Origin of the sequence: Alienimonas chondri (genome assembly GCF_013036045.1) — a bacterium.
In the GTDB taxonomy this organism is placed as follows: Bacteria; Planctomycetota; Planctomycetia; order Planctomycetales; family Planctomycetaceae; genus Alienimonas; species Alienimonas chondri.
In genome coordinates, this window is record NZ_WTPX01000074.1 from 1 (window position 1) to 24,853 (window position 24,853).

15 protein-coding genes are annotated in these 24,853 nt (G+C 69.3%); 14 read left to right on the forward strand and 1 reads right to left on the reverse strand.

All coding sequences use genetic code 11. The annotated features are described in order from the left end of the window. Nucleotides 1-392: 392 nt before the first annotated feature. Together LzC2_RS12125 and LzC2_RS12130 are read left to right on the forward strand one after the other, a co-directional pair. Entirely contained in the window at nt 393-1,157 is a 765-nt protein-coding gene (locus LzC2_RS12125) for a transposase (RefSeq protein WP_171187275.1), read from the forward strand. Between the two features lie 347 nt (nt 1,158-1,504). Further along, entirely contained in the window at nt 1,505-2,767 is a 1,263-nt protein-coding gene (locus LzC2_RS12130) for an IS110 family RNA-guided transposase (protein ID WP_171187278.1), read from the forward strand. 575 nt (nt 2,768-3,342) lie between these two features. Here the strand turns inward: LzC2_RS12130 and LzC2_RS12135 are convergent. Beyond that, nucleotides 3,343-4,596 carry a Gfo/Idh/MocA family protein gene (locus LzC2_RS12135; protein ID WP_171187280.1) on the reverse strand — a complete coding sequence of 418 codons (1,254 nt, stop codon included), beginning with the start codon at nt 4,594-4,596 and terminating at the stop codon, nt 3,343-3,345. A 937-nt stretch (nt 4,597-5,533) separates the two neighbouring features. On the opposite strand from LzC2_RS12135, the gene LzC2_RS12140 reads away from it, so the two are divergent. From LzC2_RS12140 to LzC2_RS12195, 12 genes are all read left to right on the forward strand, one after another. Next, the gene (locus tag LzC2_RS12140) at nt 5,534-6,094 is read left to right on the forward strand and encodes a sigma-70 family RNA polymerase sigma factor (RefSeq protein ID WP_171187281.1); all 561 of its coding nucleotides are present in this window, start codon (nt 5,534-5,536) and stop codon (nt 6,092-6,094) included. Then, a complete protein-coding gene (locus LzC2_RS12145) occupies nt 6,087-7,811 on the forward strand; it encodes a LamG-like jellyroll fold domain-containing protein (RefSeq protein WP_171187283.1) in 1,725 nt (574 codons plus the stop codon). The genes LzC2_RS12140 and LzC2_RS12145 overlap by 8 nt, the downstream gene beginning before the upstream one ends. Nucleotides 7,812-7,846: 35 nt before the next feature. Continuing rightward, a complete protein-coding gene (locus LzC2_RS12150; RefSeq protein ID WP_171187285.1) occupies nt 7,847-9,313 on the forward strand; it encodes a sulfatase-like hydrolase/transferase in 1,467 nt (488 codons plus the stop codon). A 46-nt stretch (nt 9,314-9,359) separates the two neighbouring features. Further along, nucleotides 9,360-12,155, forward strand: a complete 2,796-nt coding sequence (locus LzC2_RS12155; protein WP_171187288.1) for a PSD1 and planctomycete cytochrome C domain-containing protein — start codon at nt 9,360-9,362, stop codon at nt 12,153-12,155. A gap of 49 nt (nt 12,156-12,204) precedes the next feature. After that, complete coding sequence (locus LzC2_RS12160) at nt 12,205-13,731, forward strand: DUF1501 domain-containing protein (protein ID WP_171187290.1); 1,527 nt, start codon at nt 12,205-12,207, stop codon at nt 13,729-13,731. A gap of 25 nt (nt 13,732-13,756) precedes the next feature. Beyond that, on the forward strand, nt 13,757-14,743 hold the full coding sequence (locus tag LzC2_RS12165; RefSeq protein WP_171187292.1) for a family 16 glycosylhydrolase: 987 nt from the start codon (nt 13,757-13,759) through the stop codon (nt 14,741-14,743). A gap of 59 nt (nt 14,744-14,802) precedes the next feature. Then, nucleotides 14,803-16,422: a sulfatase gene (locus LzC2_RS12170; RefSeq protein ID WP_171187294.1), complete on the forward strand. Its 1,620-nt coding sequence runs from the start codon at nt 14,803-14,805 to the stop codon at nt 16,420-16,422. Between the two features lie 918 nt (nt 16,423-17,340). Next, the gene (locus tag LzC2_RS12175) at nt 17,341-20,199 is read left to right on the forward strand and encodes a DUF1553 domain-containing protein (protein ID WP_171187296.1); all 2,859 of its coding nucleotides are present in this window, start codon (nt 17,341-17,343) and stop codon (nt 20,197-20,199) included. 11 nt (nt 20,200-20,210) lie between these two features. Continuing rightward, complete coding sequence (locus tag LzC2_RS12180; protein WP_171187299.1) at nt 20,211-21,680, forward strand: DUF1501 domain-containing protein; 1,470 nt, start codon at nt 20,211-20,213, stop codon at nt 21,678-21,680. 212 nt (nt 21,681-21,892) lie between these two features. After that, nucleotides 21,893-23,254 (forward strand): Nramp family divalent metal transporter, encoded by a 1,362-nt coding sequence (locus LzC2_RS12185; RefSeq protein ID WP_261345247.1) that lies wholly within the window; start codon nt 21,893-21,895, stop codon nt 23,252-23,254. A 149-nt stretch (nt 23,255-23,403) separates the two neighbouring features. Continuing rightward, the gene (locus tag LzC2_RS12190; protein WP_171187303.1) at nt 23,404-24,186 is read left to right on the forward strand and encodes a 5-oxoprolinase subunit PxpA; all 783 of its coding nucleotides are present in this window, start codon (nt 23,404-23,406) and stop codon (nt 24,184-24,186) included. Then, nucleotides 24,183-24,842, forward strand: coding sequence for a carboxyltransferase domain-containing protein (locus tag LzC2_RS12195; protein ID WP_171187305.1), 660 nt, complete (start codon nt 24,183-24,185; stop codon nt 24,840-24,842). Before LzC2_RS12190 ends, LzC2_RS12195 begins: the two co-directional genes overlap by 4 nt. The last annotated feature ends 11 nt before the right edge of the window (nt 24,843-24,853 follow it).

Sequence of the window (24,853 nt, forward strand, 5' to 3'; positions counted from 1 at the left end):
TTAGCCCCGACGCCGCCCTGGCGATACATGTTTGGAAGCGAAAAAACGGGCCGAAAGCCCGTAATTCGTAGCTGTTCCGTACGACGACCCCCGGCGTGGCCCCAAAACGATGCCGGATGCGACAAGCTCGGAAAATTGCCCGGCGGGGCCTTCACGAGGACCCGCCGAGCGCCCCCGCGGCCGGGGCGAGAATCGACAGTTGGACCCGGCCGGACCCCGCCCAAAATTCGCCGCGTGCCGGACACGTCGGCCGATCTGCACGGTCGAGTCTTCGACGAGGTGCCGCATCACCCGGTTCCGGCATGGGCGACGGCACGCCGACCGGGCGCCGGCGATCCTTCCCGCGGCTGAGGCTGCGGCCGACGACGAGGCGCCTCTGGACGATTGCGGGCGTGGCGTGGCTGGAGTCCTTGGACCCCCGTTCCCACCGCCGTCTGCTGATCGACCGCCGCCTGTGCCGGCGGCGGCACGCCGCCGAGAAGTTCGAACGGGTCGACCGGATTCTCTTGGGGATCGCCCGCGAGGAGCCGGGGGGCCGACTGCTCATCACGCGGCCGGGGATCGGCCACGTCGCGGCCGTCGGTCTGCGGGCAGCGCTGGACCCGATCGGTCGCTTCAAGGACGGCGACCACGCCGCGGCGTACCTGGGGCTGGTCCCGACCACCCGGCCGTCCGGAACCAAGGCGTACCACGGGCGGATCGCCAAGGTCGGCGCCCCGCAGATTCGGGGGCTGCTCACGCAATCACGTCAGCGCGTCGCTCGGCGCCCCATCCTGCTCGGGGCGTTCTATCGCGAGCTGCCGAGGCGGAAACCGCCGCAGGCGGCGATCATGGCTCTGGCCCGGAAGCTGGTCACGATCGCGGACCTAATGCTCAAGCACGACGAGCCGTGCCGCGACGCGCAGCCGATGCTAACGGACCGGAAGTTCACGAAGCTCCAGCGGAAGCGCCGCCCGAAAGAACGCGGCAAGCCGCGGCCCGCCGAAGGACTGACGGCGGTGTACGACGGGGTCGACCTGCCGGAGACGACCGGGCCTGACGCTCTGCCGACCGGGGAGCGCAGGATGCTGCTGGACAAAGATGTGATGCGGTACGTCGAGGAGTTGCGCCCCGCGGACGAAGCGGTCCGACGAACCGGTCCCGTAGATCAGATCTGACGACGATCGGGCCGTCCTGCGGGGCGGCCCGGGCGCCGTTTCTTTATCGGGTATGAGGGTGATAGATCGCGGCGTTCACCTGAAAGCCGTTGATCGGACCGGTCTCCTCCGGTCTGCTGCCCTTCGCCGGGCCGCGGACCGAGGCGACCCGTGTTTCTCAACCTGTTCGAACGCGTGCGGGCGTTCGCCTCGGGGGCTGGCCGATGACGCCTATGGGCCGCGAGCCCGCTTTTTTAACTGGCCACCCCGCGGCCCGCCCGGCTGGGCTTCGAGCCCGAAGAGGTAGTTGCCGATTCGCCCGTTTCGTCCGCCCGCGTCGAACCCTTCCCCATCCCGGGAGTCCGTCGATGATCCGATACGTGGGGGTCGACCTGCACAAACACTTCATCGAAGTGTGCGTAACCGACCGCAAGGGAAAGGTGCTCCAGCGTCACCGCGTGGAGTGTCTCCGCGACGAGCTGACGGCGTTCGCCCGCAAGATCCTCAAGAAGACCGATCAGGTCGCGTTGGAGGCGACCACGAAAACCTGGAGCGTGGTCGACCTGCTCCGCCCGCACGTGAAGCGGGTCGTCGTCGGCAACCCGGTGAAGACGAAGGCGATCGCCGAGGCGAAGATCAAGACCGACAAGGTCGACGCCGAGACGCTGGCTCAGCTGCTGCGGTGCGATTACCTGCCGGAGGTCTGGCAGCCGGACGGCGACACGCAGATGCGGCGGGACCTGATGACCCATCGCACGGCGCTGACGTCCCGCCGGGGCCGGCACGCCAACCGTGTGCAGGCGATGCTCTCGCGGCTGATGCTCCGGCCGCCGGTGAAGTATCTCTGGTCCAATGCCGGGGTGGCGTGGTTGGAGTCGCTGGCGCTCAACCCGCACGACCGCGTCCTGCTCGGCAGCCACCTACGGCAGTGGCGGCACGCCGGCGAGGAACTCGAACTGGTCGACCGGGCCCTCGTGGAGATCGCCCGCGCGGACCCGCGGGTCCGCCTGCTGATGACGCTCCCGGGCGTCAGCCACGTCGTGGCCGTGGGGCTGCTGGCCGCCCTGGGGCCGATCGACCGATTCAAGGACGGCGACCGCGCCGCCGCGTATCTGGGGCTCGTCCCCTCGACCCGGCAGTCGGGGAACAAGTGCTACCACGGGCGGATCACCAAGGCGGGCAACCCGCAGGCGCGGGGGCTGCTGACCCAAGCCTGCCAGCACGTCGCCCGCCATCAGGGGCCGCTGGGGGCGTTCTACCGGCGGCTGGCGAAGCGGAAGCCGCGGCAGGTCGCGATCATGGCCTTGGCCCGGAAGCTGGTCACGGTTGCGTACTTGATGCTCAAGAACGGCGAGCCGTACCGGTACGCCCAGCCGATGCTGATGGCCGAGAAGTTCACGAAGCTCCAGCGGAAGTACCGGTCGGCGGAACGCGGCAAACCGCGTCCCGCCCATGCTCGGGCCGCTGACGGGCTGCCGTCCGTCTACGACGAGGTCGATTTGCCGGAGGCGACCGGGCCGAACGCCCTGTCAACCGGAGAGCGGCGGATGCTGCTGGATAAGGACGTGATGCGGTACGTCGAGGAACTGTACGCCCCGCGGACGAAGAAGGCGGTCGACCCGATCCCGTAGAACGAACGCGTGGGAGACTGCCGGGCCGTCCTGCGGGGCGGCCCGGTCAGTCTTTTCTTAGATTTCGGGAACTCACGTCGAGATTCGGTCGGTCGGGCTCGCTTGACGACCGCCAGCGTTTTCGAGACCGCCGGGTGCGGTTCGGGCCCCGGCCTGCGCCGACCTCGCCGAGACGGCAAAAACATTCGCCGCATTCGGGATGCTGAGACTGGAAACCCTCAGAGGTGCTGAGACTGGAAACCCTCAGAGGTAGGCATCAGGAACCCGCGTCGAACGCCGATCGGTCACGGTTCGACCGATCGCCCAACCTTCTGAACTCCGCTTTCGGGGCGGCGGCGTCCGCTCTCTGCGCCGCCGCCGACCGAGAGCGGGAAAGTCTTGCCGAAATCGAGACCGGAGACTGGAAACCCTCAGAGGTAGCCCCCGGACGGATCGGGAACGTCGAAGGCCTCCGACGACTGCCCGGGGGCGCGACTTCGACTGCGGGTAAAGAGCGTGATTGACGCGACGGACTGAACTCGCGGCGGGGTCTGCGTCAGAAGCGACGCCTTGCCGGCCCGTCACCTGGCCGGTGTTTATAAGTCATACTGCGGGATCTTCATCCACTCGCCGTGCTTGAGCGCGGATTGATGGGCGATCGTGCCGGCGAGTGTCATGTTCAGGGCGTCGCCGATATCCACGATGGGCTTTCGATCGAGCAGAATCGATTCGATAAAGTCATTGGTCAATCTCCCGTGAGAACCGCCGTGCCCGCCGCCGGCGACGCCGGGCGGGAGAGGCGGGCGGCTTCCGTCGACGTTCCCGTCATGGGGCTTCTCGCCGTACACGCGTCCCTGCTCCCCGTGGGCGTCCTTCATGTCCCAACTCACTCCCATGCGGGAGATGCCGCCCTCGCTCGTCTTCAGCATGGCGATCTCCGTGCCGAACGCGTTCTGATACTGGTTAGCCCCCTCCTTGTAGACCGGGTAGTAGCTCTCAGTCCCGAGACCGGACGCCTCCGTGAACCGGCCGCCTGTCACGGACACGTAGTAGGCCGTGGCGTGCGTCGGATACCACATCGGCGGCAACGCCCGGCGCCATCCATGCGGGTCGATGTTGCCGGTCTTCGGGTTGTAACTGCCGAGGGCGCCGACGCCGTCGTGCCAATACTCCCCTTCCGAATAGATGATCTTCCCGAGGGCTCCGGATCGGTATTGCATCCTTTTCGCGTAGAGATCCTCATGGAACGTCGACGTTTCGTTCATCATATATTTCAAGCCGCTCCTCTGGACGGACTTGAACAGTCTTTCCGCTTCATCCTCCGCCTCGAACCCGAAAACAGCGGGGACGGCGGAGCACACATGCTTGCCGTGATCGAGCGCCATGATCGCCAGACGCGCGTGGCTCGGGGCGTCGGTGGCGATGAAAACGGCTTCGACGCTCCTGTCCTTGATCATTTCTTCGCAGGACGGATAGGTCTTCTTGGCGCCGACCGCCCCGGCCAGTTCGGCGCACCGCCCGGGATCGAGATCGGTCGCGGCCGCCACTTCGACGTTGGGATGGTTCTGGTAGAAGAAGGCCGCTCCGAACTTGCAGAGGCCGTATCCGGCGATCCCCACCTTCACCTTGCGATCGGAGACCGGCCGCCAGCTCTTCGGAGCGGTCGACTCATCCTCGGTTTTCTCGAAACCGGGAATGATGTTCCCGTCTGCATCCGTCGGCGCCTCCTGAGCTCCCAACGCCGACGCGCGACTCATTCCGCAGACCGCACCGGCCAGGCCGAGCATCCCCCCGAATTCACGCCGAGTGATCGTCGCTCGGCGGGCAGTCTCTTCGACGGCGTGTTTCATCGTTCCAGTGTCGTGATCGGCTCGTGGTTCTCCGACGCTCCGCAAGAGAACGCTCGCACGTTCTCATGCGTCGAGTCGGGCTCATGCGTCGAGTCGGGATCGGGAAGCGTGAAGTCGGCCGGGCCGACCATGCCCCGGCCGCCGCGGTTCAAACCGTGGGGGGCGTCGGCGGCGGGGGACGGCTGGCATGTGCGACGGCTTTCGCAGACACGGTGGGACGTACGGGCTTCCGCGTCAACGCGTTGCGGCACGGCCCCGATCGTCCGCTCGCGGGGCGGGCGGCGGGGCTCCGGAACGAGTCGTGCCGATCGGAGCTTCTCGGAGCCGAGACGGCCGGACCGCCCGCCGTCGGGGGCGTCAGGGGGATCCGGCGACTCCTTGGAGCAGGAACACGACGTCGCCCTCCTCGAGAAGCGGGTCCGACGGCTCCTCGCCGCCGGCGCGGGAGGAATGAGTGCGGCGTCCCCCCTGACGCCCCCGACGCCTCGCCGACCTCGCATTGCGACGGCAAGCTCGGCCTGACCGCTGCCGAGGAACTGAGCCGCCGGCCGGCAAGCGAGGCGATCGACGGGCAAAAGGAGCGGGTCGGATCCTGAATGACGGTCCAGTTGGGAGATCCCGCCCGACCCGGGGTCCGGGCGGGATTCCTTTCGCTTTCCAGCCCCTTCTGCACGCGAGCGAATGCGGCGTAACGGCCCGGCCTTCGCCCGCCGGAGACTTCCGAGGTTGAGCGGAGAAATATTTGCGGAATTTGTTCCGTTCCGCCGGAGAAACCGTCGGCGGGCGGAATGACGGGGCGGCCCTCCTTTCACGAGGCCGGCCCTCGGCGCCCGCGCCGGGGGCGAAGTCGTGGACGAATTCTGACCGCCCTCTCGGCTGCCCCCGCTGTAAATCGTCTTCCTCGCGGAATGACCTGTCGCCTCCCCCCGACTTCGCAATGTCCTCGCCCCGCCCGTCCCGCGATCGCCAGTACGACCTGTTCGTAAGCTTGCTCACGCACAATGAGCCGGCGCTGCGGCGGTTCGTGCGGTCGCTGCTGCCCGGCGGCGAGGGGCTGGACGACGTGATGCAGAACGTCGCGTTGGAGTGCTGGCACAAATTCTCCGACTTCGTCGCCGACGGGCAGGACCCGCAGACAGACTTCCGCCGGTGGGCGTTCGTCGTGGCTCGGTTCAAAACGCTCAGCTACCTCCGCGACGCGAAGCGGCGTCGGCTGGTGTTCGACGCGGACGTCATCGCCCGGCTCGCCGCCGCGGCGGAGGCGGCCGAAGACGCCTCCCGGGACGAACGTGCGGCCGTCGAAACCTGCCTCGCGTCCATGGCCGAGGAATCGCGGCGCCTGCTGCTCAGCGTGCATTCGGCCGGGGACTCGGTGGCGAGGATCGCCGCTGAATCGGGCGAGAAGGCCCGCCGGTTGTATGCGAGGCTCGAGCGGCTGCGAACGGATCTTTTATCCTGCGTCGAAAATCGACTCGCCGGGAGAGCTTCCAATGGCTGATTCGACCCGACCTGCCGATTCGCCCGGGGCGGCCGGCGTGAGCGCCGAGGTACGCCGTCGCTGTCTCGCGGCCGCGGACGGCACGATTTCGGACGAGGGTTTCGCCGCCCTGCAGGATGCTCTGCGTCACGACCCGGCGGCGGTCGAGTACTACCTACGGGCGTCGCGAATGACTCACGTCCTTGAGGAAATCGCCGCCGAACGGGCGACCGACGCGGTCTCGCCCGCGCCGCTGACGAAGACTGTCGCAGGCTCCCCGCGGCGTCGGGTCGCCGGGTGGGCGGCCCTGGCGGGGGCGACCTTACTGGCGATCCCGCTCGCGTTCTTCCTCTGGCACGACGGCGAACCGGCGGGCGAGGGGGCGGGAATCGCCGCGGCGGCGTCGGCCGGCGACGGACCGGAGGAGACGGTCGTCGGACATGCGACGCTGCGGCGGGCGGTGGACGTGGTCTGGGCGAAGGGAGCCCCGTCCTACCGCGGAGGCGCCCTGCTGCCGGCCGGCCCCGTGGCGTTCGACGCCGGGTTGGTCGAGATCGACTTCTTCTGCGGGGCGACGGTCGTGGTGGAAGGGCCGGCAGCGTTGACGATCGACTCCGACTGGGCGGCCCGGGTGATGCGGGGGCGGCTGCGGGCGGACGTCCCGCCGGCCGCCCGGGGCTTCACCGTGCGCACCGCCGAGACGGAGGTGCTCGACCTGGGCACCGCCTTCGCCCTCGACGTTTCCCCCGACGGCACCTTCGCGGAGGTGCTGGACGGGGAGGTCGAGCTGCGTTCGTCGTCAGGCGAGGCGGCGGAGACGCGACTGACGACGGGGCAGAGTCGCTGGCTCGGCGAGGGGACGGCGCCGGCGGGCGGCGGAAGCTGGCCCGGGGCGGCGGACCTGGAGGCAAAGCGGGTGTCCGAAACCCGTCGCCGATTCGGCGAATGGAAAGCGGCGGCGGCGCAGCGGGCCGGCGACGCCGGGCTGCTCGCCTATTACCCCATCGCCGCGGGCGGGTTCGATCGCGTGCTGCCGAACGAAGCCGCGGCCGACGGACCGCCCGCGGCGGCCGGCGACGGCGCGCTGGTGGGAATGGTCGCGGCCGTCGACGGCCGATTCGGGGCCGAGTCCGCCGGCCTCTCGTTCGAACGGCCCGGCTCCCGCGTCCGGACCGTCCTGGACGGGGAGTTCCCGGCTCTCTCCTTGAGCTGCTGGGTCCGCATCGACGGCCTGGACCGCCGATACAATGCCCTGTTTATGGCGGATGGATACGAGAACGGCGAGCCGCACTGGCAGATCCGCGACGACGGCCGGCTGATGTTCAGCGTGATGGTCGACGATTCCGCCGTCGTGGAACACTTCAGCGAACTGGAGGGCCGCGTCGTCCGCGACGCCGGCCTTCACCGGATTTACCTCACGCCGCCGATCTGGGACCTGTCCAAGAGCGGCCGCTGGTTCCACCTCGCATCGGTCTACGACCCGGCCGCCGGCCGAGTGCGGCAGTACGTGGACGGCGAACTCGTCGCCGACGAAACTATTCAAGAGAAGTTCCTCGTCGAGTCGCTGCGGATCGGTCCGGCGGAAATCGGCAACTGGGGCCAACCGTTCCGTCAGTCGCCCGCCTTCGCCCTGAGAAACTTAAACGGGGTGATCGACGAGTTGGCCGTCTATCGGTCGCCGCTGTCCGGCGACGACGTGCGGCGGTTGTACGACGCCGGCAAGCCGTCAGATCACTAAACGCTCTCTCCGCAGACGCTCACCCCCAAACGCTCGTGACGACGTGTTCCAACCGCCGGTCGCTCGCCGCCCTGTCGCTCGTCCTGTTGTTCGCCCCCGCGGCGTCGGGCGACGACCGGCCGAACGTGGTCCTGATCTTCTGCGACGACCTCGGTTACGCCGACGTCGGCTTCAACGGCGGGAAGGACGTCAAGACGCCGAACCTCGACGCCCTCGCCGCCGGCGGGACGATCTGTTCCTCCGGCTACGTCGCCCATCCGTTTTGCGGGCCCAGCCGCATGGCGTTGATGGCCGGCCGCTACCCGCACCTGTTCGGCGGCCCATATAATCTGCCCAACGCCGGGGCCGGCATCGATCAGTATAACGCCTTGGGGCTGCCCGTCGGCGAAGCGACCCTCGCCGCGACGCTGCAAAAGGCCGGTTATCGCACTGGGGCGGTCGGCAAGTGGCACATGGGCGTCTCCGCCCCGTACCACCCCAACGCCCGCGGCTTCGACGAGTTTTACGGCTTCCTCGGCGGCGGCCACATGTATTTCCCGGAGCGATATCGCCCCATCTACGAGCGTCAGAAGGCGAACGGAACCGAGGTCTTCAACGAATATATCGTCCCGCTGGAGCGGAACGGCGAAGAGGTCGTCGAGACGGAATACCTGACGGACGCCCTCAGCCGCGAGGCGGTCCAGTTCGTAGAGGAGTCCGCGGACGGCGACGCCCCGTTCTTCCTGTACCTCTCCTATAACGCCCCGCACACCCCGCTCGAGGCGAAGGAGGAGGATCTGGCCCTGTTCGAACAAATCAGAAACGAGAAACGCCGCACCTACGCCGCGATGGTATATGCGGTGGACCGCGGGGTGGGCGAACTGGTCGACGCTTTGAAGGCCAGGGATGAGTTGGAAGACACGCTGATCGTGTTCCTCAGCGACAACGGCGGAAAGCTCGGCGCCGGAGCGGATAATACGCCGCTGAAGCAGGGCAAGGGCAGCGTCTACGAGGGCGGCGTGCGGGTGCCGATGTTCTGGTCTCAGCCCGGGACCGTGCCGGCCGGTCGAGTATATGAACACCCCGTGTCCGCGATCGACTTTTACCCCACCTTCGCCGGGCTGGCGCAGACGGAGGCGCCGGAGGATCAGGCCCTCGAAGGCGTCGACGTGTGGGACGCGCTGCTCGCCGGCCGGCCCGCCCGGGACGGCGATCCGATCTATGCGGTTCGGTACTACCGTGGGTTCGGCAACGTCGGCATTCGCCGGGGGCCGTGGAAGATCGTCAAGGTCGGCTCCCAGTCGGGGTGGCAACTCTTTGACGTCACCCGGGACGTCGGCGAGACCAAGGACGTCAGCGCCGACCACCCGGAGGTGGTCAAGTCGTTGGTCGCCGAGGCTGAGACGTGGAGCCGGTCCCATGTGAAGCCGCTCTGGTTCCACACTGAAAAAGCCGGTCAGGATTGGGAGGAGACGGATATGCCCAATTACAATCGTACGTTCTCCACCGGTCTCCCCCGGTAATCGTTCCGACAGCCGCCCCGTCCCCGCCTTAAAAACGCCCTCAATCGTGACGCTCGCCGCCCCCGCCGTATTGCTGTTCGTCGCCTTCGCCCCCCCGGCGAACGCCGCCGCCCCGGCGAACGACGGCCCCGCCGCCGAGGTCGTGGATTTCGTCCGCGACGTGGAACCCATTCTTGAGGCCCGCTGCTACGACTGTCACGGCGAGTGGGTGCAGGAGTCGAAGCTGCGTTTGGACAGTCGCGTCGGCATGTTGAAGGGCGGGAACACCGGGTCGGCGGTGTTGAAGCCGGGGAACGTGAAGGGCAGCTATCTGCTGGACGTCGTCCGACACCTCGATCCCGGCATGGAGATGCCGCCGGAGTCCGACAAGATTCCGGACGAGGAAATCGCCGTCCTCGTGAAGTGGGTCGAACAGGGGGCCGTCTGGCCGGGTCAGATGAACGACGTGGTCGAACGGGAAACGTCCGACCATTGGGCGTATCAACCCGTCGTCCGACCGGAGCCGCCGGCCGGCCCGGGGATCGCCGACGGGGCCGTCCCGATCGACGCGTTTCTCGCTCGGAAACTGCACGGGGCGGGACTGTCGTTCTCACAGCCGGCGGAGCCTGAGGCGCTGGTCCGGCGGGCGTCGATCGTGCTGACCGGCATGGCTCCCACGCCGGAGGAAGTCGAAGCGTTCGTTGCGGCCTCGGCGGAGGACCCGGACGCCGCGTACGTCGCCCTGGTGGACCGCTTGCTCGCCTCCCCGCGGTACGGCGAGCGGTTCGCCCAACACTGGCTGGACGTGATCCGCTGGGCGGAGACCAACGGGTCGGAGTCGAACATGTACCGCAAGAACGCCTGGATTTACCGGGACTACGTCGTCCGGTCGTTCAACGAGGAGACGCCGTACGATCGGTTCCTGAAGGAGCAGATCGCCGGCGACGTCCTCGGCGCGGGCGAGGCGACGGGCTATCTGGTGTCCGGGCCGCACGTGCCGGCGGCGACGGTGGGACAGGAACCGACCGCCCGCCGGCAGGCGAGGGCGGATCGGCTGGACGAGGTCGTGCAGACCGTCGGCGCCTCCGTGATGGGTTCCACGATCGGCTGCGCCCGGTGCCACAACCACAAATTCGATCCGATCTCGATTCAGGATTATTACTCCCTGACCGCGGTGTTCGCGGATGTGGAGTACGGCGCCCGCCGCCCGGAACTCGCCCCCGACCATCCCCGCCGACGCCGCGGCGAGGAGCTGTGGAACGAGGTCCGCTCCCACCGTCGGTTGCTCCGCGAGGCCGGCGGTCCGTGGACGGAGGACTGGCGGACCCACCGGGAGATGTATTTCAACCCGGTCGAAACCGACGCCGTCCGCCTGACGTTCGAGGGCAAGGGCGTCGGCTTGGACGAATGGGAGATCTACGGCCCGGCGGATTGGCAGGAGAACCTCGCCGCCGCGGACGCCGGCGCCGTCGCCTCCGCGAACCCGGCCACGGCCGTCCCGCGGGGGGGGGTGGAGAAAGTGAACGACGGCCAGACCGGCACCGAGGCGTGGCGGGCGAAGGTCCCGGACGGTTCCGACGAGAAGCCGTGGGTCACGATCGAGTTCCCGCAGTCCCGGCGAGTCAATCACCTGCGCTACAGCCGCAACCGGGATGATCTCGCGGAGACGGACTACCTGGAGGGTTTGGCGACCTCCTGGCTGCCGCACTTCACCGTCGAAGTCCGCAATCCCGCGGGCGAATGGGAGCCGGTCGCGGAGACGAAAGAGATCGACCGCCGCCTCGGTCGGGGCGGGGATCTCAAAGCGACTCACGCCGCCTTGCAGGCGTCGATCGACGCCCTGCTGGAAGAGGGTCCGCAGCACAGCTTCGTCGGGAAATTCGTCGAGCCGGCGGACACGTTCGTCTTCCGCCGCGGCAGCCCGGAAAGCCCCGGCGCCCAGGTCGCTCCGGACGGCCCGGGCGCGTTCGGCGAGAGTCTGAATCTGCCGGCGGACGCCCCGGGTCCGGTCCGCCGCGAGGCGTTCGCCGACTGGCTGGCCCGGCCGGACCATCCCCTCACCGCCCGGGTGATGGTCAACCGCCTCTGGCATCACCTGTACGGGGCCGGGCTGGTGACGACGACCGCCGACTTCGGCGCCGCCGGGACCGATCCGACGCACCCGGAACTGCTGGACTGGCTCGCCGCGGAGTTCGTCGATCCTCAAGTCCCCGGCCCTCATGCCGAGCCTTGGTCGGTGAAACACATGGTTCGCCTGATGGCCCTGTCGCGGGCGTTCCGTCAGTCGAGCCTGCCCCGCGAGGAGGGCCTCGCCGCGGACGCCGGGGCGTCGCTGCTGTGGCGCTATCCGCCGAAGCGCGTCGAGGCGGAGGTGATTCGCGACTCGATTCTGCAGGCGTCCGGCGCGCTGGACGAGACCGTCGGCGGGCGGAGCTTCCGCATTCACAACGTCAAGCAGCGGTACGCCCAGTGGGAAGTGGTCGATAACCACGGCCCGGAGACCTGGCGGCGGATGCTGTATCAGGAACGCATGCGGCGGGTCGACGACCGCATTTTCACCGCCTTCGACTTCCCGGACTGCGGGCAGGTGAAGGGCAAGCGTCCGGTCTCGACGACGCCGCTGCAGGCGTTGAATCTGATGAACAGCGAGTTCGTCATCGATCAGGCCCGCCGCATCGCCGAGCGGGCGGAGACCCGAGCGGAGGACGGCGACGACCCGGTCACGCAGTCCTTCCTGCTGATCTTCGGCCGTGAGCCGACCGCCGAGGAGCGAATCGCGGCGGAAGAGGTCGCCGCGGAGCACGGCCTGCCGGTCCTCTGCCGCACGCTGCTGAACGCCAACGAGTTCGCCTTCCTGCCGTGACGGCCGATCCCGGCCGCGACGTCCCGTCCCGCTTCCTCCCCCGCCCGTCATGTCGAACCCCGAACGCCTCACCCCGACCGGTCGCGGCCTGCTGGACCGCCGGTCGTTTCTCGCCCAGTCCGGGCTGTCGATGGGGGCGCTGTCCCTCGCACAGTTGCTGTCGACCGACGGGCTGCTGGCCGCCGAGGCCCCGGCGAGCGGCGACGAAGGGCCGCAGACGGCGGGCGGGGTCGAACCGATCCGGCCGGACGTCGATCCGGCGAACCCGTATCGGCCCCGGAAGCCGCACTTCGAGACGCAGGCGAAACGGGTGCTGGTGATCTACTGCCCCGGGGCGGTCAGCCACCTCGATACGTTCGATTACAAGCCGGATCTGTTCAAATTCCACGGGCAGAAGCCGCCGGGCCTGCCGGAGGTGACGTTCGAGGGGCCGACCGGGAACATCGCCAAGCCGTTCTGGAAGTTCAAACCCCGCGGCGAGACCGGGAAGATGGTCTCCGACCTCGTCCCGCACCTCGCGGAACTGACGGACGACCTGTGCTTCGTGCACTCGCTGCACACGGAAACCAGCGCCCACCCGCAGGGCGAGAACTTCTTCAACACCGGCTTCACGCAGGAGGGCTACCCCTCGTTCGGAGCGTGGGCGACCTACGCACTGGGCACGGAGAACCAGAATCTGCCGGCGTTCGTGGCGATCAACGACCCGCGGGGGCTGGCCCGCAGCGGGAAGAACAATTTTGGCAGCGGATTCCTGCCCGCGGCGTTCCAGGGAACGGACTTCACCGCCGCCTCGCCCCCGGCGAACCTCAAGCGCCCTCCCGCCGTCTCGCCCGCCGCCGACCGGGAGAGCGTCGATTTATTGCAACGCCTCAACGCCGCGCACCTCGAACGCTACCCGGACGACGCGGACCTCGCCGGGCGGATCGCCAGCTATGAACTCGCCGGGCGGATGCAGACCAGCGTCCCGGACGTGATGGACGTCTCCGGCGAGACCGCCGCCACCCACGCCGCGTACGGCACGCAAACCGGCTCGAAATTAAAGCAGGCCTACGCGCAGAACTGCCTGCTCGCCCGGCGGTTGCTGGAGCGGGGCGTGCGGGTCGTGCAGTTGTTCAACGGCAGCGACCCGGCCGGCGGCAACGGCATCACGAATTGGGATTCGCACTCCGATATCGCGGAGACCCACGCGATGCAGGCGGAGATCATGGACCAGCCGACCGCCGCCCTCATCGCGGACCTCAAACAACGCGGCATGCTGGAGGACACGCTCGTCGTCTGGTGCACGGAGTTCGGCCGGATGCCCTTCCTCCAGGCCAACGGCACCGGGCGGGACCACAACCCGGGCGCCTTCACCTGCTTCCTCGCCGGCGCCGGGGTGAAGGCCGGCTACAGCCACGGCAAGAGCGACCGTTTCGGGTTCGAAGCGGCGGAGGACAAAACCAGCGTGTACGACTTCAACGCCACGCTGCTGCACCTGATGGGCCTCGATCACGAGCGCCTCACCTTCTACCACAACGGCCTGGAACGCCGACTCACCCACGTGCACGGCCACGTCGTGAAAGAACTCGTTGCGTAGCGGCGGACCGCTCCGCAAGAGCGCCTTGATCTTTCCTCCAGACTCTAAGCTGATGATCGATTGGAACTGCCCGGCGACCTGTCTCGGCGGGCTGCTCATCGCCGCCCTCGCCGCCCCCGCATGCGGGGACGACAACCCCGCGGGGGCGCCGGACCCCGTCGGGATTGATGCGGGGGAAGGGCGAAGCTGGATTCCGAACAAGTCCTTCTCCGACGAGTTCGAGGATCCGAAGATCGACTTCGAGAAGTGGCGGACGGACCCGGAGCATTTCTCCGCCTGGAGTTGGTCGCAAAAGAACGCGTTCGTCAACGGCGGCGTGTTGAACCTGCGGATGACCCGCGAACCGCACGAACGAATGGATCCCGCCGCCCGGGAGCGGCGAACGTTCGACTATAAGTCCGGCATTCTCCGCTCCCGAGCCAAAACGACCTACGGCTACTTCGAGGCCCGCGTGCGGGGCTGCGCCCGGTTCCCGGGCGCGTCGCCGGCGTTCTGGCTCTATAGCCAGGGCGAAATGAACAACCCGTCGCCGACGAAATACTGCGAAATCGACGTCTTTGAATTGCAGCAGGGCGAAGTCGAACAAGGCGGCGCGCGGCACGGTCCGGGTCGGATCGATATGAACCTGCACTGTCGGACGATGATCGACGGCGAATTGCGGTGGCTGCGACCGCATTCGAATCCGGAGTTATGTCGGCACGTCTGGGACGCGCCGTTCGACCCGCGGGAGACGTTTCACGTCTACGGCTGCGACGTCACGCCGGCGGAGATCGTCTGGTACGTCGACGGCGTGGAGCGGGCGCGGGAGGAGAACCGGCATTGGCACCTGCCGATGTTCGTCACGCTGTCGCTGGGCCTGCGGACGCCGTTTGCGGGCTGGCGCGACCAAGCTCTGCACCCTGTCCCGGACGCGGCGACCGACGAAGGTTTTCCGACCGATCTGCGAATCGACTACGTCCGAGCGTGGACGCGGTCCCCGATGCCGGAATCCTCCGCGACGATCGCTCCGTAATTCCCCTCCGGGCGGTCCGTCGCCCGTCGTTCAATTCTTCATTGAGAGAATGCGCCCCCGTGTCCGCTTCACGACTCATCGGCCTACTCGTCACGGCGACGCTGTTCGCCGCCCCCGCCGCCGCCGGGGAGCGGCCGAACGTGCTGTTCATCGCGATCGACGACCTGCGACCGGAATTGGGCTGCTACGGGAACGACCTCGTTCACAGCCCGAACCTCGACGCCCTCGCCGCCGACGGGATGCGGTTCGACCGGGCGTACTGCCAACAGGCCATTTGCAGCCCCTCCCGGGCCAGCCTGATGACCGGGAAGCTGCCGGACGAGATCGGCGTCGTGGAGAACACCGCCTATTTCCGCGAGTTGAACCCGAACATCGTCACCCTCCCGCAACACTTCCGGAGCCGGGGATACGAGACGGTGTATTCCGGCAAGATCTATCACGGGACGATGACGGACGAGGAGCACAGCTGGTCGCGGCCGGCAAGCCGGAAAGGCATCCCCCGTCCGCAAACGCCCGGCGGGTACGCGGTCCCGGAGAATCAGCGGACCTTCTTCGCGAATCGCGACCGGATCCTCGCTCAATACGGCCGGGAACGCAGCGGCGGGCTGATTCACGGCCCGGCCTTCGAAGCCGGCGACGTGCCCGACGCCGCCTATATCGACGGCTACAACACCGAAGTCGCGATCCAAACGCTCGGCGAGCTGACCGACGGCGACAAGCCGTGGTTCCTGGGCATGGGCTACGTCCGCCCGCACCTCCCGTTCAACTGCCCGAAGAAATACTTCGAGTTATACGACCGGGCGGAGATCGGTTTGCCGACGAACGCGGCCCCGCCGACCGACGGCTCCGCCCTCGGCCTGCACGCGTCGTTCGAACTGCGGACCCGCCACGGCATCCCGAAGGACGGCCCGATCGGCGAGGAGCTCTCTCGTGACCTGATTCACGCCTACCTGGCCTGCACCAGCTACGTCGACGCCCAGATCGGCCGGTTGCTCGCGGCGCTCGACGAGGCCGGCGTGCGGGAGAACACGATCGTCGTCGTCTGGGGCGATCACGGCTGGCACCTCGGCGAGATGGGCGTGTGGGGCAAAGCCACGAACTACGAAATCGCGACCCGGGTTCCGCTCATCGTCTGGACGCCGCCCGGCCTGGTAGGGAACGGGGCGGCCCGCGGGGCGTCGACCGACGCGCTGGTCGAGTTGGTCGACCTCTACCCGACCCTCTGCGACCTCGCCGGGCTGTCGACGCCGGACGGCCTCGCCGGGACGAGCTTCCGCCCCCTGTTGATCGATCCCGATCAACGCGGGAAGTCGGTCGCCCGCTCCCAGTTCCCGTCGCCGGCGCTGCGGGAGTGGGCCGCCAACCCGCTCTCGCCCGGTATGCGGGAGACGTTCTTCGGCCCGCTCATCACTGAGGTCGAGGCCGGCGTCGCCGAGCAGCACGGGGACGACTGGGACCGCACGCTCTTCGAGAGCCACGTGATGGGGTATTCCGACCGCACGGACCGCTACCGGCTGGTCCGGTGGGTCGACCGGCGGACGCCGAACGCGGCCCCGCTGTTCGTCGAACTCTACGACCACGAGACCGACCCCGCGGAGACGACGAACGTCGCCCCCCGCTTTCCCGATGTCGTGGCGCGGCTCTCCGATCGACCAACGGCAGGCGGCGACGGCGACTGAGAAGCGGGCGGCGGTTCGGGCCGACCGCCGCGGAGGAACTGAGCGGCCGGCAGGCTGCGGGAGGCGGTGGAGGAAACGCCGCTCGTACCGCCGCTGAAGGGGCAGACCAAGCGCGCCGCGCAGCGATCGCTGGAGAAGATAATCGACAGTCCGCCGGAAAGGTCGGTTGAGCTGGACCTCTACCCGATCCTGCGTCTCCGTGAGGCTGTCGGAACGGCGAACGTCGGTCAGGCGAAAGTCCGGGCTGAAAGACTCTCGAAGGCGCAGGCCGTCTAGATCCTGCGTTCCGCGCCGATTGCCGAAGCGGGCGACGAGGACCGCGGGCGGTAACGACGAAGCCTCGTACGGATCGCTGGGGCGACCCGACTTTCTGCAGACCGGCGAGCGTCCCGGCGTCAACCGCTCTCCGCCCCGGCGTAGCCCCGCAACCGGGCGAGTTCGGGGCGGTCGTACTCGCGGCCGGTGACCAACGCGTTCGGGTCGAATCCGGCCGCCCCGTCGGCGGCTCTCGGGGCCGCCGAACCGCGTTCCGGCGCGGGCCAGGAATCGGCTACGCCCTCGTCGCGCGGTCGCAGGAGGCGGACGCGGTCGGAGTGCGGCCGGGGCCGACCCGAATGCGGCCCCGCCGCCCCGGGGGCGTCGCCTGATCGCCGTCTGGCGGAGGAGCAGGCCGTCCTCGGGGCCGGCCCGTGACGGACAGGGCGCTTGTCCGAAGAGCCGACGTCTGGATAGGCTCGCCCGCTCCCCGTCCTTCGTCGACTTGGAGAGTGGCGCCATGCCGGTCCGAACCAGGACGGAATCGCAGGACCTCGCCCCGCCGGCGGCCGACCGGCTCCGGCAACGCATCCCGGAGCCCCCCACGCACCTCCGGCGGTCGGAAGAGCACGGCGTCGCCCCGGGGCGATCCGGAGAGGCGCCATGACGGCGGCGTTCCGTGGGGCCGTCGCGGCACTGGTCGTCGTCGCAGCGCGTCCCGCGCCCGCGGGAGAGGAGATCGACTTCGCCCGCGACGTCGCGCCGATTCTGGAAACGCGCTGCGTCCGCTGCCACGACCCGGCGAATCGGAAGGGGGAACTCTCGCTGGCGACGGCGGACGACCTCGTCTCGCTCGGATACGTCGTTCCCGGCGACGCGCGGGGCAGCCACCTGCTCGACGTGGTGCGTCCGTCGGACGACGGACCGCCGACGATGCCGAAGGAGAGCGCCCCGCTGTCGGAGGAGGAGGTGGCGATCCTGACCGCCTGGGTCGAAGCGGGGGCCGTCTGGCCGGCGGGGGTCGTCATCAAGGAGCGGGCTGCGACCGATAAGTCGTTCTGGTCGCTGCGTCCGCTCGTCGACCCGGAGCCGCCCGCGCCGGAGGGGCTCCCGGAGGCCTGGGCCGCGAACCTGATCGACCGGTTCGTCTTCGCGAAGCTCCGCGAGGCCGGGCTGGAACCGAACCCGTCGGCGGACCGCCGCACGCTCGTCCGGCGGGCGACGTACGACCTGACGGGCCTGCCGCCGACGCCCGAGGAGGTCGAGGCGTTCGTCGCCGACCCCTCGCCCGACGCCTACGAGCGGTTGATCGATCGCCTGCTCGACTCGCCGCGGTACGGCGAACGGTGGGGGCGCCACTGGCTGGACGTCGCCCGGTTCGGCGAGAGCAACGGTTATGAGCGAAACGTGCTCATCGACGGGCTGTGGCCGTACCGCGACTACGTGATCCGGTCGTTCAACGAGGACAAGCCGTTTGATCGGTTCGTCCTCGAGCAGTTGGCCGGCGACGTCCTCGGCCCGGGCGATCCGTCGGTCGAGGTCGGCACGTCGTTCCTCGTCTGCGGTCCGTACGACGACGTCGGGAACCAGGATGCGGCGGCGGCGGCCGTGATTCGGGCGAACGCGATCGACGACATGATCCGGGCGACCTCCGAGGCGTTCCTCGGCCTGACGGTCGGGTGCGCCCGTTGCCACGACCACAAGTTCGACCCGATCACTCAAGCGGACTATTACCGCTTCTACGCGGCCTTCGCCGGCGTCCGGCACGGTGCCCGCGAGATCGCCACGCCGGAGCAGCGGGGGGAACGGGACGCGGCGCTCGCCCCGCTCGTCGCCCGCCGGGGGGCACTCGAGACGCGTCGGTCGGAATTCGTCGCGGCGATCGCCGCCCGCGCCGAGGCGCACGCCGCCGAGCGGGAGGCGGGATGGACCCGTCCGCCGGCGGACCGGGGCGGCGTCGAGGAGCGGTTCGAGGCGACCGGGGCGAAGTTCGTGCGGCTGGTCGTCACCGGGACCGACCGATCCCCGGCGACGCCCTCCAACTTCCGGGTCGATGAGTTCGAGGTCTACTCCGCCGGTCCGGACCCGCGGAACGTCGCCCTCGCCTCCGCGGGGGGGCGGGCGACCGGGGCGAGCCGCAGGGCCGACGACTTCCAAGAGGCCTACGCCGCGGCGCTGGCGATCGACGGGCGGCCGTCGACGCGGTGGCATGCCCACGGGCCGACCCTCACCGTCGAATTCGCCGCCCCGGCGACGATCGACCGCGTCGTCTTTTCGGCGGATCGGGAACGGCTGAGGCCGTCGGAGCCCTTCGCGGCGGAGTACCGGATCGAGGTGTCGGCCGACGGCGAACGGTGGACGCCGGTCGCCGACTCGTCCGACCGGAAACCCCTCGGCGACGCCCACCGGCGACACCGCCTGTTCGAGGCGGAGATCACGCCCGGCGAGCGGTCGCGGGTCGCCGAGTTCGACGCCGAACTCGCCGAGGTCGGCCGCCTGATCGCCGCGGTCCCGACGTTCCCCTCCTGGTGGGTCGGGACGTTCTCGCTGCCGGAGGACCGCGACGTCCACGTGTTCCTCGGCGGCGACCCCCAACGGCCGGGCGACCCGGTCGCGCCGTCCAGCCCGACCGTGCTCTCGGAGGTGACGACCGGCTACCAGCTCGACGCCGATGCGCCCGAGCCCGACCGCCGGCTCGCGCTCGCCCGGTGGATCGTCCGCGACGACAACCCGCTCACCCCGCGGGTCCTAGCGAATCGACTCTGGCGCTACCACTTCGGCGCGGGCCTGGTCGCCACGCCGAGCGACTTCGGCGACATGGGGGGGCGCCCGAGCCACCCGGCGCTGCTCGACTGGCTCGCCGCCCGGTTACGGACGGACGGTTGGCGTCTGAAGCCGCTGCATCGCCGGATCATGCTCTCGCAGACCTACCGCCAGTCGTCCGCGTGGCGCCCGGGAGCCGCGGCGGACGATTCGGACGATCGTCTGCTCTGGCGTTTTCCGCCCCGCCGGCTCGCCGCCGAGGAGGTCCGCGACACGATCCTCACCGTATCCGGAAAGCTCGACCTGCGGGCGGGCGGGCCGGGATTCCGGCTCTACCGTTACCTGCAGGACAACGTCTCGACGTACGTCCCGCTCGACGAGCACGGCCCCGAAACCTACCGCCGGGCGGTCTACCACCAGAACGCCCGGGCGGCGTCGGTCGACCTGCTGGCAGAGTTCGACTGTCCGGACAACGCCTTCGCCGTCCCGAATCGGTCGTCGACGACGACCCCGCTCCAGGCGCTGACGTTGCTGAACCACAGTTTCACGCTCGACATGTCCGGCCACCTCGCCGATCGGCTCGAGCGGGAGGCGGGCGCCGAACCGGCGGCGCAGGTGGACCGGGCGTTCGCCCTGTGCTTCGGCCGCCGGCCTGACGACGCCGAGCGGGGGGCGGCCGTCACGCTCGTCGTCGACCACGGCCTGCCCGCCTTCTGCCGGGCCATGCTCAACTCCACCGAACTCCTCCACATCGACTGAGGCCCCGGGCGATGTCGCGTCACGAATCCGCAGCGCCGCCCGAGCCGGGGCTCTCCCGCCGGAGCCTGCTCGGCCACGCCGGCGCCGGCCTCGCCGGCATCGGCCTCGCGGATTTGCTGGCGCGGACCGGGACGGCGGGCGAACCGGCGGGCGGCTCGAAATCCGGCCCGGGATCCGGCGCGGGAGCGACGCACCACGTCGCCCAGGCGAAGCGGGTGTTGCAGATCTTCTGTCCGGGCGGCGCGTCGCACATGGACCTCTGGGAGCACAAGCCGGCGCTCGACGCGCACGACGGGGAACCGTTGCCGGGCGAGCCGCTCGTCTCGTTCCAGGGCCGGAACGGTCCGCTCATGCGGAGCCCCTGGCCGTTCCGGCCGGCCGGCGAAAGCGGCAAGATGATCTCGTCGATGCTGCCGGCGATGGCCCGCCACGTCGACGACATCGCCTTCGTCCACTCGATGACGTCCGAATCGAACACGCACGGCCCCGGCTGCGTGTTCATGAACACCGGACACACTTTCGAGGGCTTCCCGAGCGCGGGGTCCTGGGTCGGCTACGCCCTGGGCAGCGCCAACGAGAACCTGCCGACCTACGTCGCGATCCCCGACCTGCGGGGCGAGCCACCGAACGGCAAAGCGAACTGGAGCAACGGCTTCCTGCCGGCCGAGCACCAGGCAGTCGTCCTCTCGGCCCAGCAGCCGATCCGCAACCTCGCCCGCCCCGGGGCGATCGCGCCGGCGACCGAGCGGGCGACCCGGGAGTATCTCGAGTTCCTCAACGGCCGGCACGCCGAGGAGCGGCCGGGCGATTCGGAACTGCGAGCCCGCATCGCCTCCTACCGGCTCGCGGCGCGGATGCAGCTCTCGGCCCCGGAGGTCGCCGATCTCTCCCGGGAGACCCGCGAGACGCACGCCCTGTACGGCACGGACGACGGGAACCGGCTCAAAGCGGCCTACGCGCGGAACTGTCTGCTCTCCCGCCGGCTGCTCGAGCGCGGCGTCCGGTACGTCAGTCTCTACTGCGCCTCGCGGGCCTCGGGGGTCGACGGATTGCTGAACTGGGACGCCCACAAGACGCTGAAGTCCGACTATGAACGGCACATGCCGGTCTTCGACGGGCCGACCGCCGCGCTGCTCTCCGACCTGAAGCGTCGCGGCCTGCTCGAAGACACGCTCGTGCTCTGGACGACGGAGTTCGGCCGGATGCCGACCCGCCAGGAGGGCGTGGCGGGCCGGGACCACAACCCGGACGGCTTCACCTGCTGGATGGCCGGGGCCGGGGTGAAAGGCGGCGTCAGCCACGGCGCGACCGACGAATTCGGCCGCCGGGCCGCCGTCGATCCGGTCACCGTCTGGGACTTCTACGCGACGGTCCTGCACCTGCTCGGCTTCGATCACACGCGGCTCACCTGGTACAACAACGGCTTGGACCGTCGGCTCACGAACGTGCACGGGACGCTGATCCGCGACGTGCTGGCGTAGCGTGTCGCTCGGGACCGCCCGGGGCCGCGGCTCCGCCCCGCGGGGGGGCGGCGATCGAACTCGACCGCGGTCCCGGATCCCGTCCCGTCCGGGGGAAGGGCGGGGCGGGATCCGCCGATCCCCGCCGGTCGTCGGTCGACGCGCTATGGCGCCGCCTTCTCTCTTTCAGGCGAGCGGATCGTCGCCTCTGTCTCCGACGATCGTTCCGCAGTATGTTCCCGACGGTCCCGCTTCGGCGCGCCGGGGCAGGACGCGGGCTCGTACCGGCGAAAAGGCGTCTCGGTCTCCGGGGCGCGGCAGCGGTTCCGAACGTCCGTCCCCTGTGCGCGAGGAGCGACACGCTGAATCGCACCCCTCTGCGGCGTCCCCCGAGCGGACGTTCCTGGTTCGGCCCGAGCACGCTGGTCACGGCGGCCTTGATCGGCCCCGGAACGCTGACCACCTGTACGCGGGCCGGGATTCAACACGGCTACGATCTGCTCTGGGCCCTCGGTTTCGCCGGGCTGACGACCGTCGTGCTGCAGGAAATGGCGGCCCGACTGGGCTGGGCGACCGGCGCCGGGCTCGGCGAAGCGATTCGCCGCGAATTTCGGACCCGGCGGTCGCGGACGCTGTCGTTCGGGCTGGTGATCGCCGCGATTTTGGTCGGCAACATGGCGTACGAGAGCGGGAACCTGTCCGGGGCCGTGATCGGACTGGAGCTGCTCGTGGGGCCGACGCCGATCGGCGCTGTCGCGGTCGCGGCGGCGTGCGGCGGCCTTCTTTGGTGGGGCCGCTACCGCGGGCTGGAACGCGTTTTGATCGGGCTGGTGCTGCTGATGAGCGGCTGCTTCCTGGCGACGGCGATCACGGTGCGGCCGGATCTGTCGGCCCTCGTCGCCGGATTCCGGCCGAAGGCGATGGAGCCGGAACACTTCCTGACCGTCATGGGGCTGATCGGGACCACGGTCGTGCCGTACAACCTGTTTCTGCACGCGTCCACGATTTCCACCCGTTGGGGTCCCGAGGCGCCGATCCGCGACGTCCGGCGGGAAACCGTCGTCGCCGTGCTGCTCGGCGTCTTGATCTCGGTCCTGATCGTCGTGACGTCCGCCGGCAGCCGCGCGCGACTGCCGAATCCGGGTGCGATCGACAACGTCTCGGATCTGGCGGTGCAGCTCGGACCGCTGGCCGGACGATTCGCGGAGGTTCTCATGGGGATCGGCTACCTCGCCGCCGGCGTCAGTTCGGCCCTGACGGCTCCCCTGGCGGCGGCGCTGGCGGCTCGGGGGTTGTTCGGCTGGGAGTCGAACGACCGGGATCGGCGGTTCGTGGGCGTTTGGGCGGTGATTTTGCTGGTCGGGGCCGCGGTGGGCCAAAGCGGCGTCAAGCTGGTGTCCGTCATCCTGTTCGCACAGGTCGCGAACGCCGTCATCCTGCCCCTGATCGGTGCGTATCTGCTGAGGCTCGCCAATTCCCGATCGACGATGGGCGGGGCGACCAACGGCTGGATCTCCAACGCGGCCGCCGCGGCCGCGCTGCTCGTCCTCGCGGCGATTTCGTCGGTCTCCCTCTGGAAGGTCCTGGGCGCGTAACGCCATGTCGGCCTGGCCCCATATCGGCCCGGCGCCTGCGGCCGCGGCCGCGGTCCGGCATCCGTCGCGATAGGGGCGCTGCGATTCCTTAAGCTCATCCGACGGGGGCGGGCGGATCGAGCGACGCGGCCCCCGGGGAAGACGCCTCAGTGAAGACCTCCGACAGCGAATCAACGGCCCCGGCGATGGACCTGAACGCGGACGTAGGCGAAACGACGGTCGAGCGGGACCGTCGACTGCTGCCCTATTTGACGTCGTGCAACGTGTGCTGCGGTGCGCACGCCGGCAGTGCGGAGTTGATCGTGGCGACGATTCGGGAAGCAGTCCGATTGCGGGTCGCGGTCGGGGCCCACCCGTCATACCCGGACCGGCCGAATTTCGGTCGGCGGTCCGTTGCGCTGTCGGACGAACGGCTGGAGGCGGAGCTGCTGTTCCAGATCGCGACCGTCAAGTCGCTGGTCGAAGCGTTCGGGGCTCGACTGCGTCACGTGAAGCCGCACGGGGCCCTGTATCACGACGTGCGTTCGCCCGGCCCGCGGGCGGCGGCGCTGATCCGGGCGGTCAAGCGAATCGCCCCGGACGCCGCGATCGTCGGACAGGCGGGATCGGCGCTCTCCGAATCGGCGAGCCGGGAGGGATTGGCGTTCCGGCACGAGGCGTTCGCCGATCGACGCTACGCGGCGGCCGACGCGCTGGTTCCGCGGTCCGACCCGCGGGCGCTCGTCGAGACCGACGCCGACTTCCGCGAACAACTCCGCGGACTGCTGGATCGGCAGGTCCGCGACCTGTCCGGGGAGCGGCACGCGATCCCGGTCGATACGATCTGCCTGCACGGGGACTCGCCGCACGCCGTTCGGTTCGCACAGATCGCCCGCAGCATGATCGACGGCCGGACGCCCGCGACCGCCGCCCGCGGCGGGGCGCCGTCATGACGATCCGGCGCCACGAGCTTCGCCTCTTCGGCCGACCGATCGTCGCGACCGAGTATCACGGCGAGTTCCTGTTGCTGCGCCCGGCGTCGGCCGACGAGCGGCTGCCGGCGAGTTTCGGCGGAAAGTTGCTGTCCCGTCGGCCGGAGTTTTGCGACGAGGTGATCGCCACGGAGCGCGAAATCTGCCTGAAGCTCAACGACCGCTACGCGGAGCAGAGCCTGAACGCTTTGAAGGGCATTCCGATCGACGACGACGCGGGCGTCGCCCAGGGGCGGGCGGTCCGCCTGCCGGTCCGGTTCGGGGACTCGCCGGACTGGGACCGCGTCTGCCGCCACACGGGTCTGACGAAGCAGCAGTATCAAACGGACCTGCTGCGGTGCCGGCTGTTGGTCGCCATGATCGGGTTCCTGCCCGGCTTCGTTTATTTCAACGGCCTGCCGGACCGCCTGCAGGTTCCCCGCAAGGAGACGCCGGACCGCCGCGCGGCGGCGAACTCGTTCGCCGTGGGCGGCGCTTACGCGGGTCTTTATTCGCTGGAAAGCCCGGCGGGCTGGAACGTGCTCGGCGAGGTGGGAACGAACGTGTTGCGTCTGGACCGGTTGCCCCCCGTCAGCCTGCAGCCGGGCGACGTCGTCACGCTGGCAGAACAGTCCTGAGGGGGAGCGAG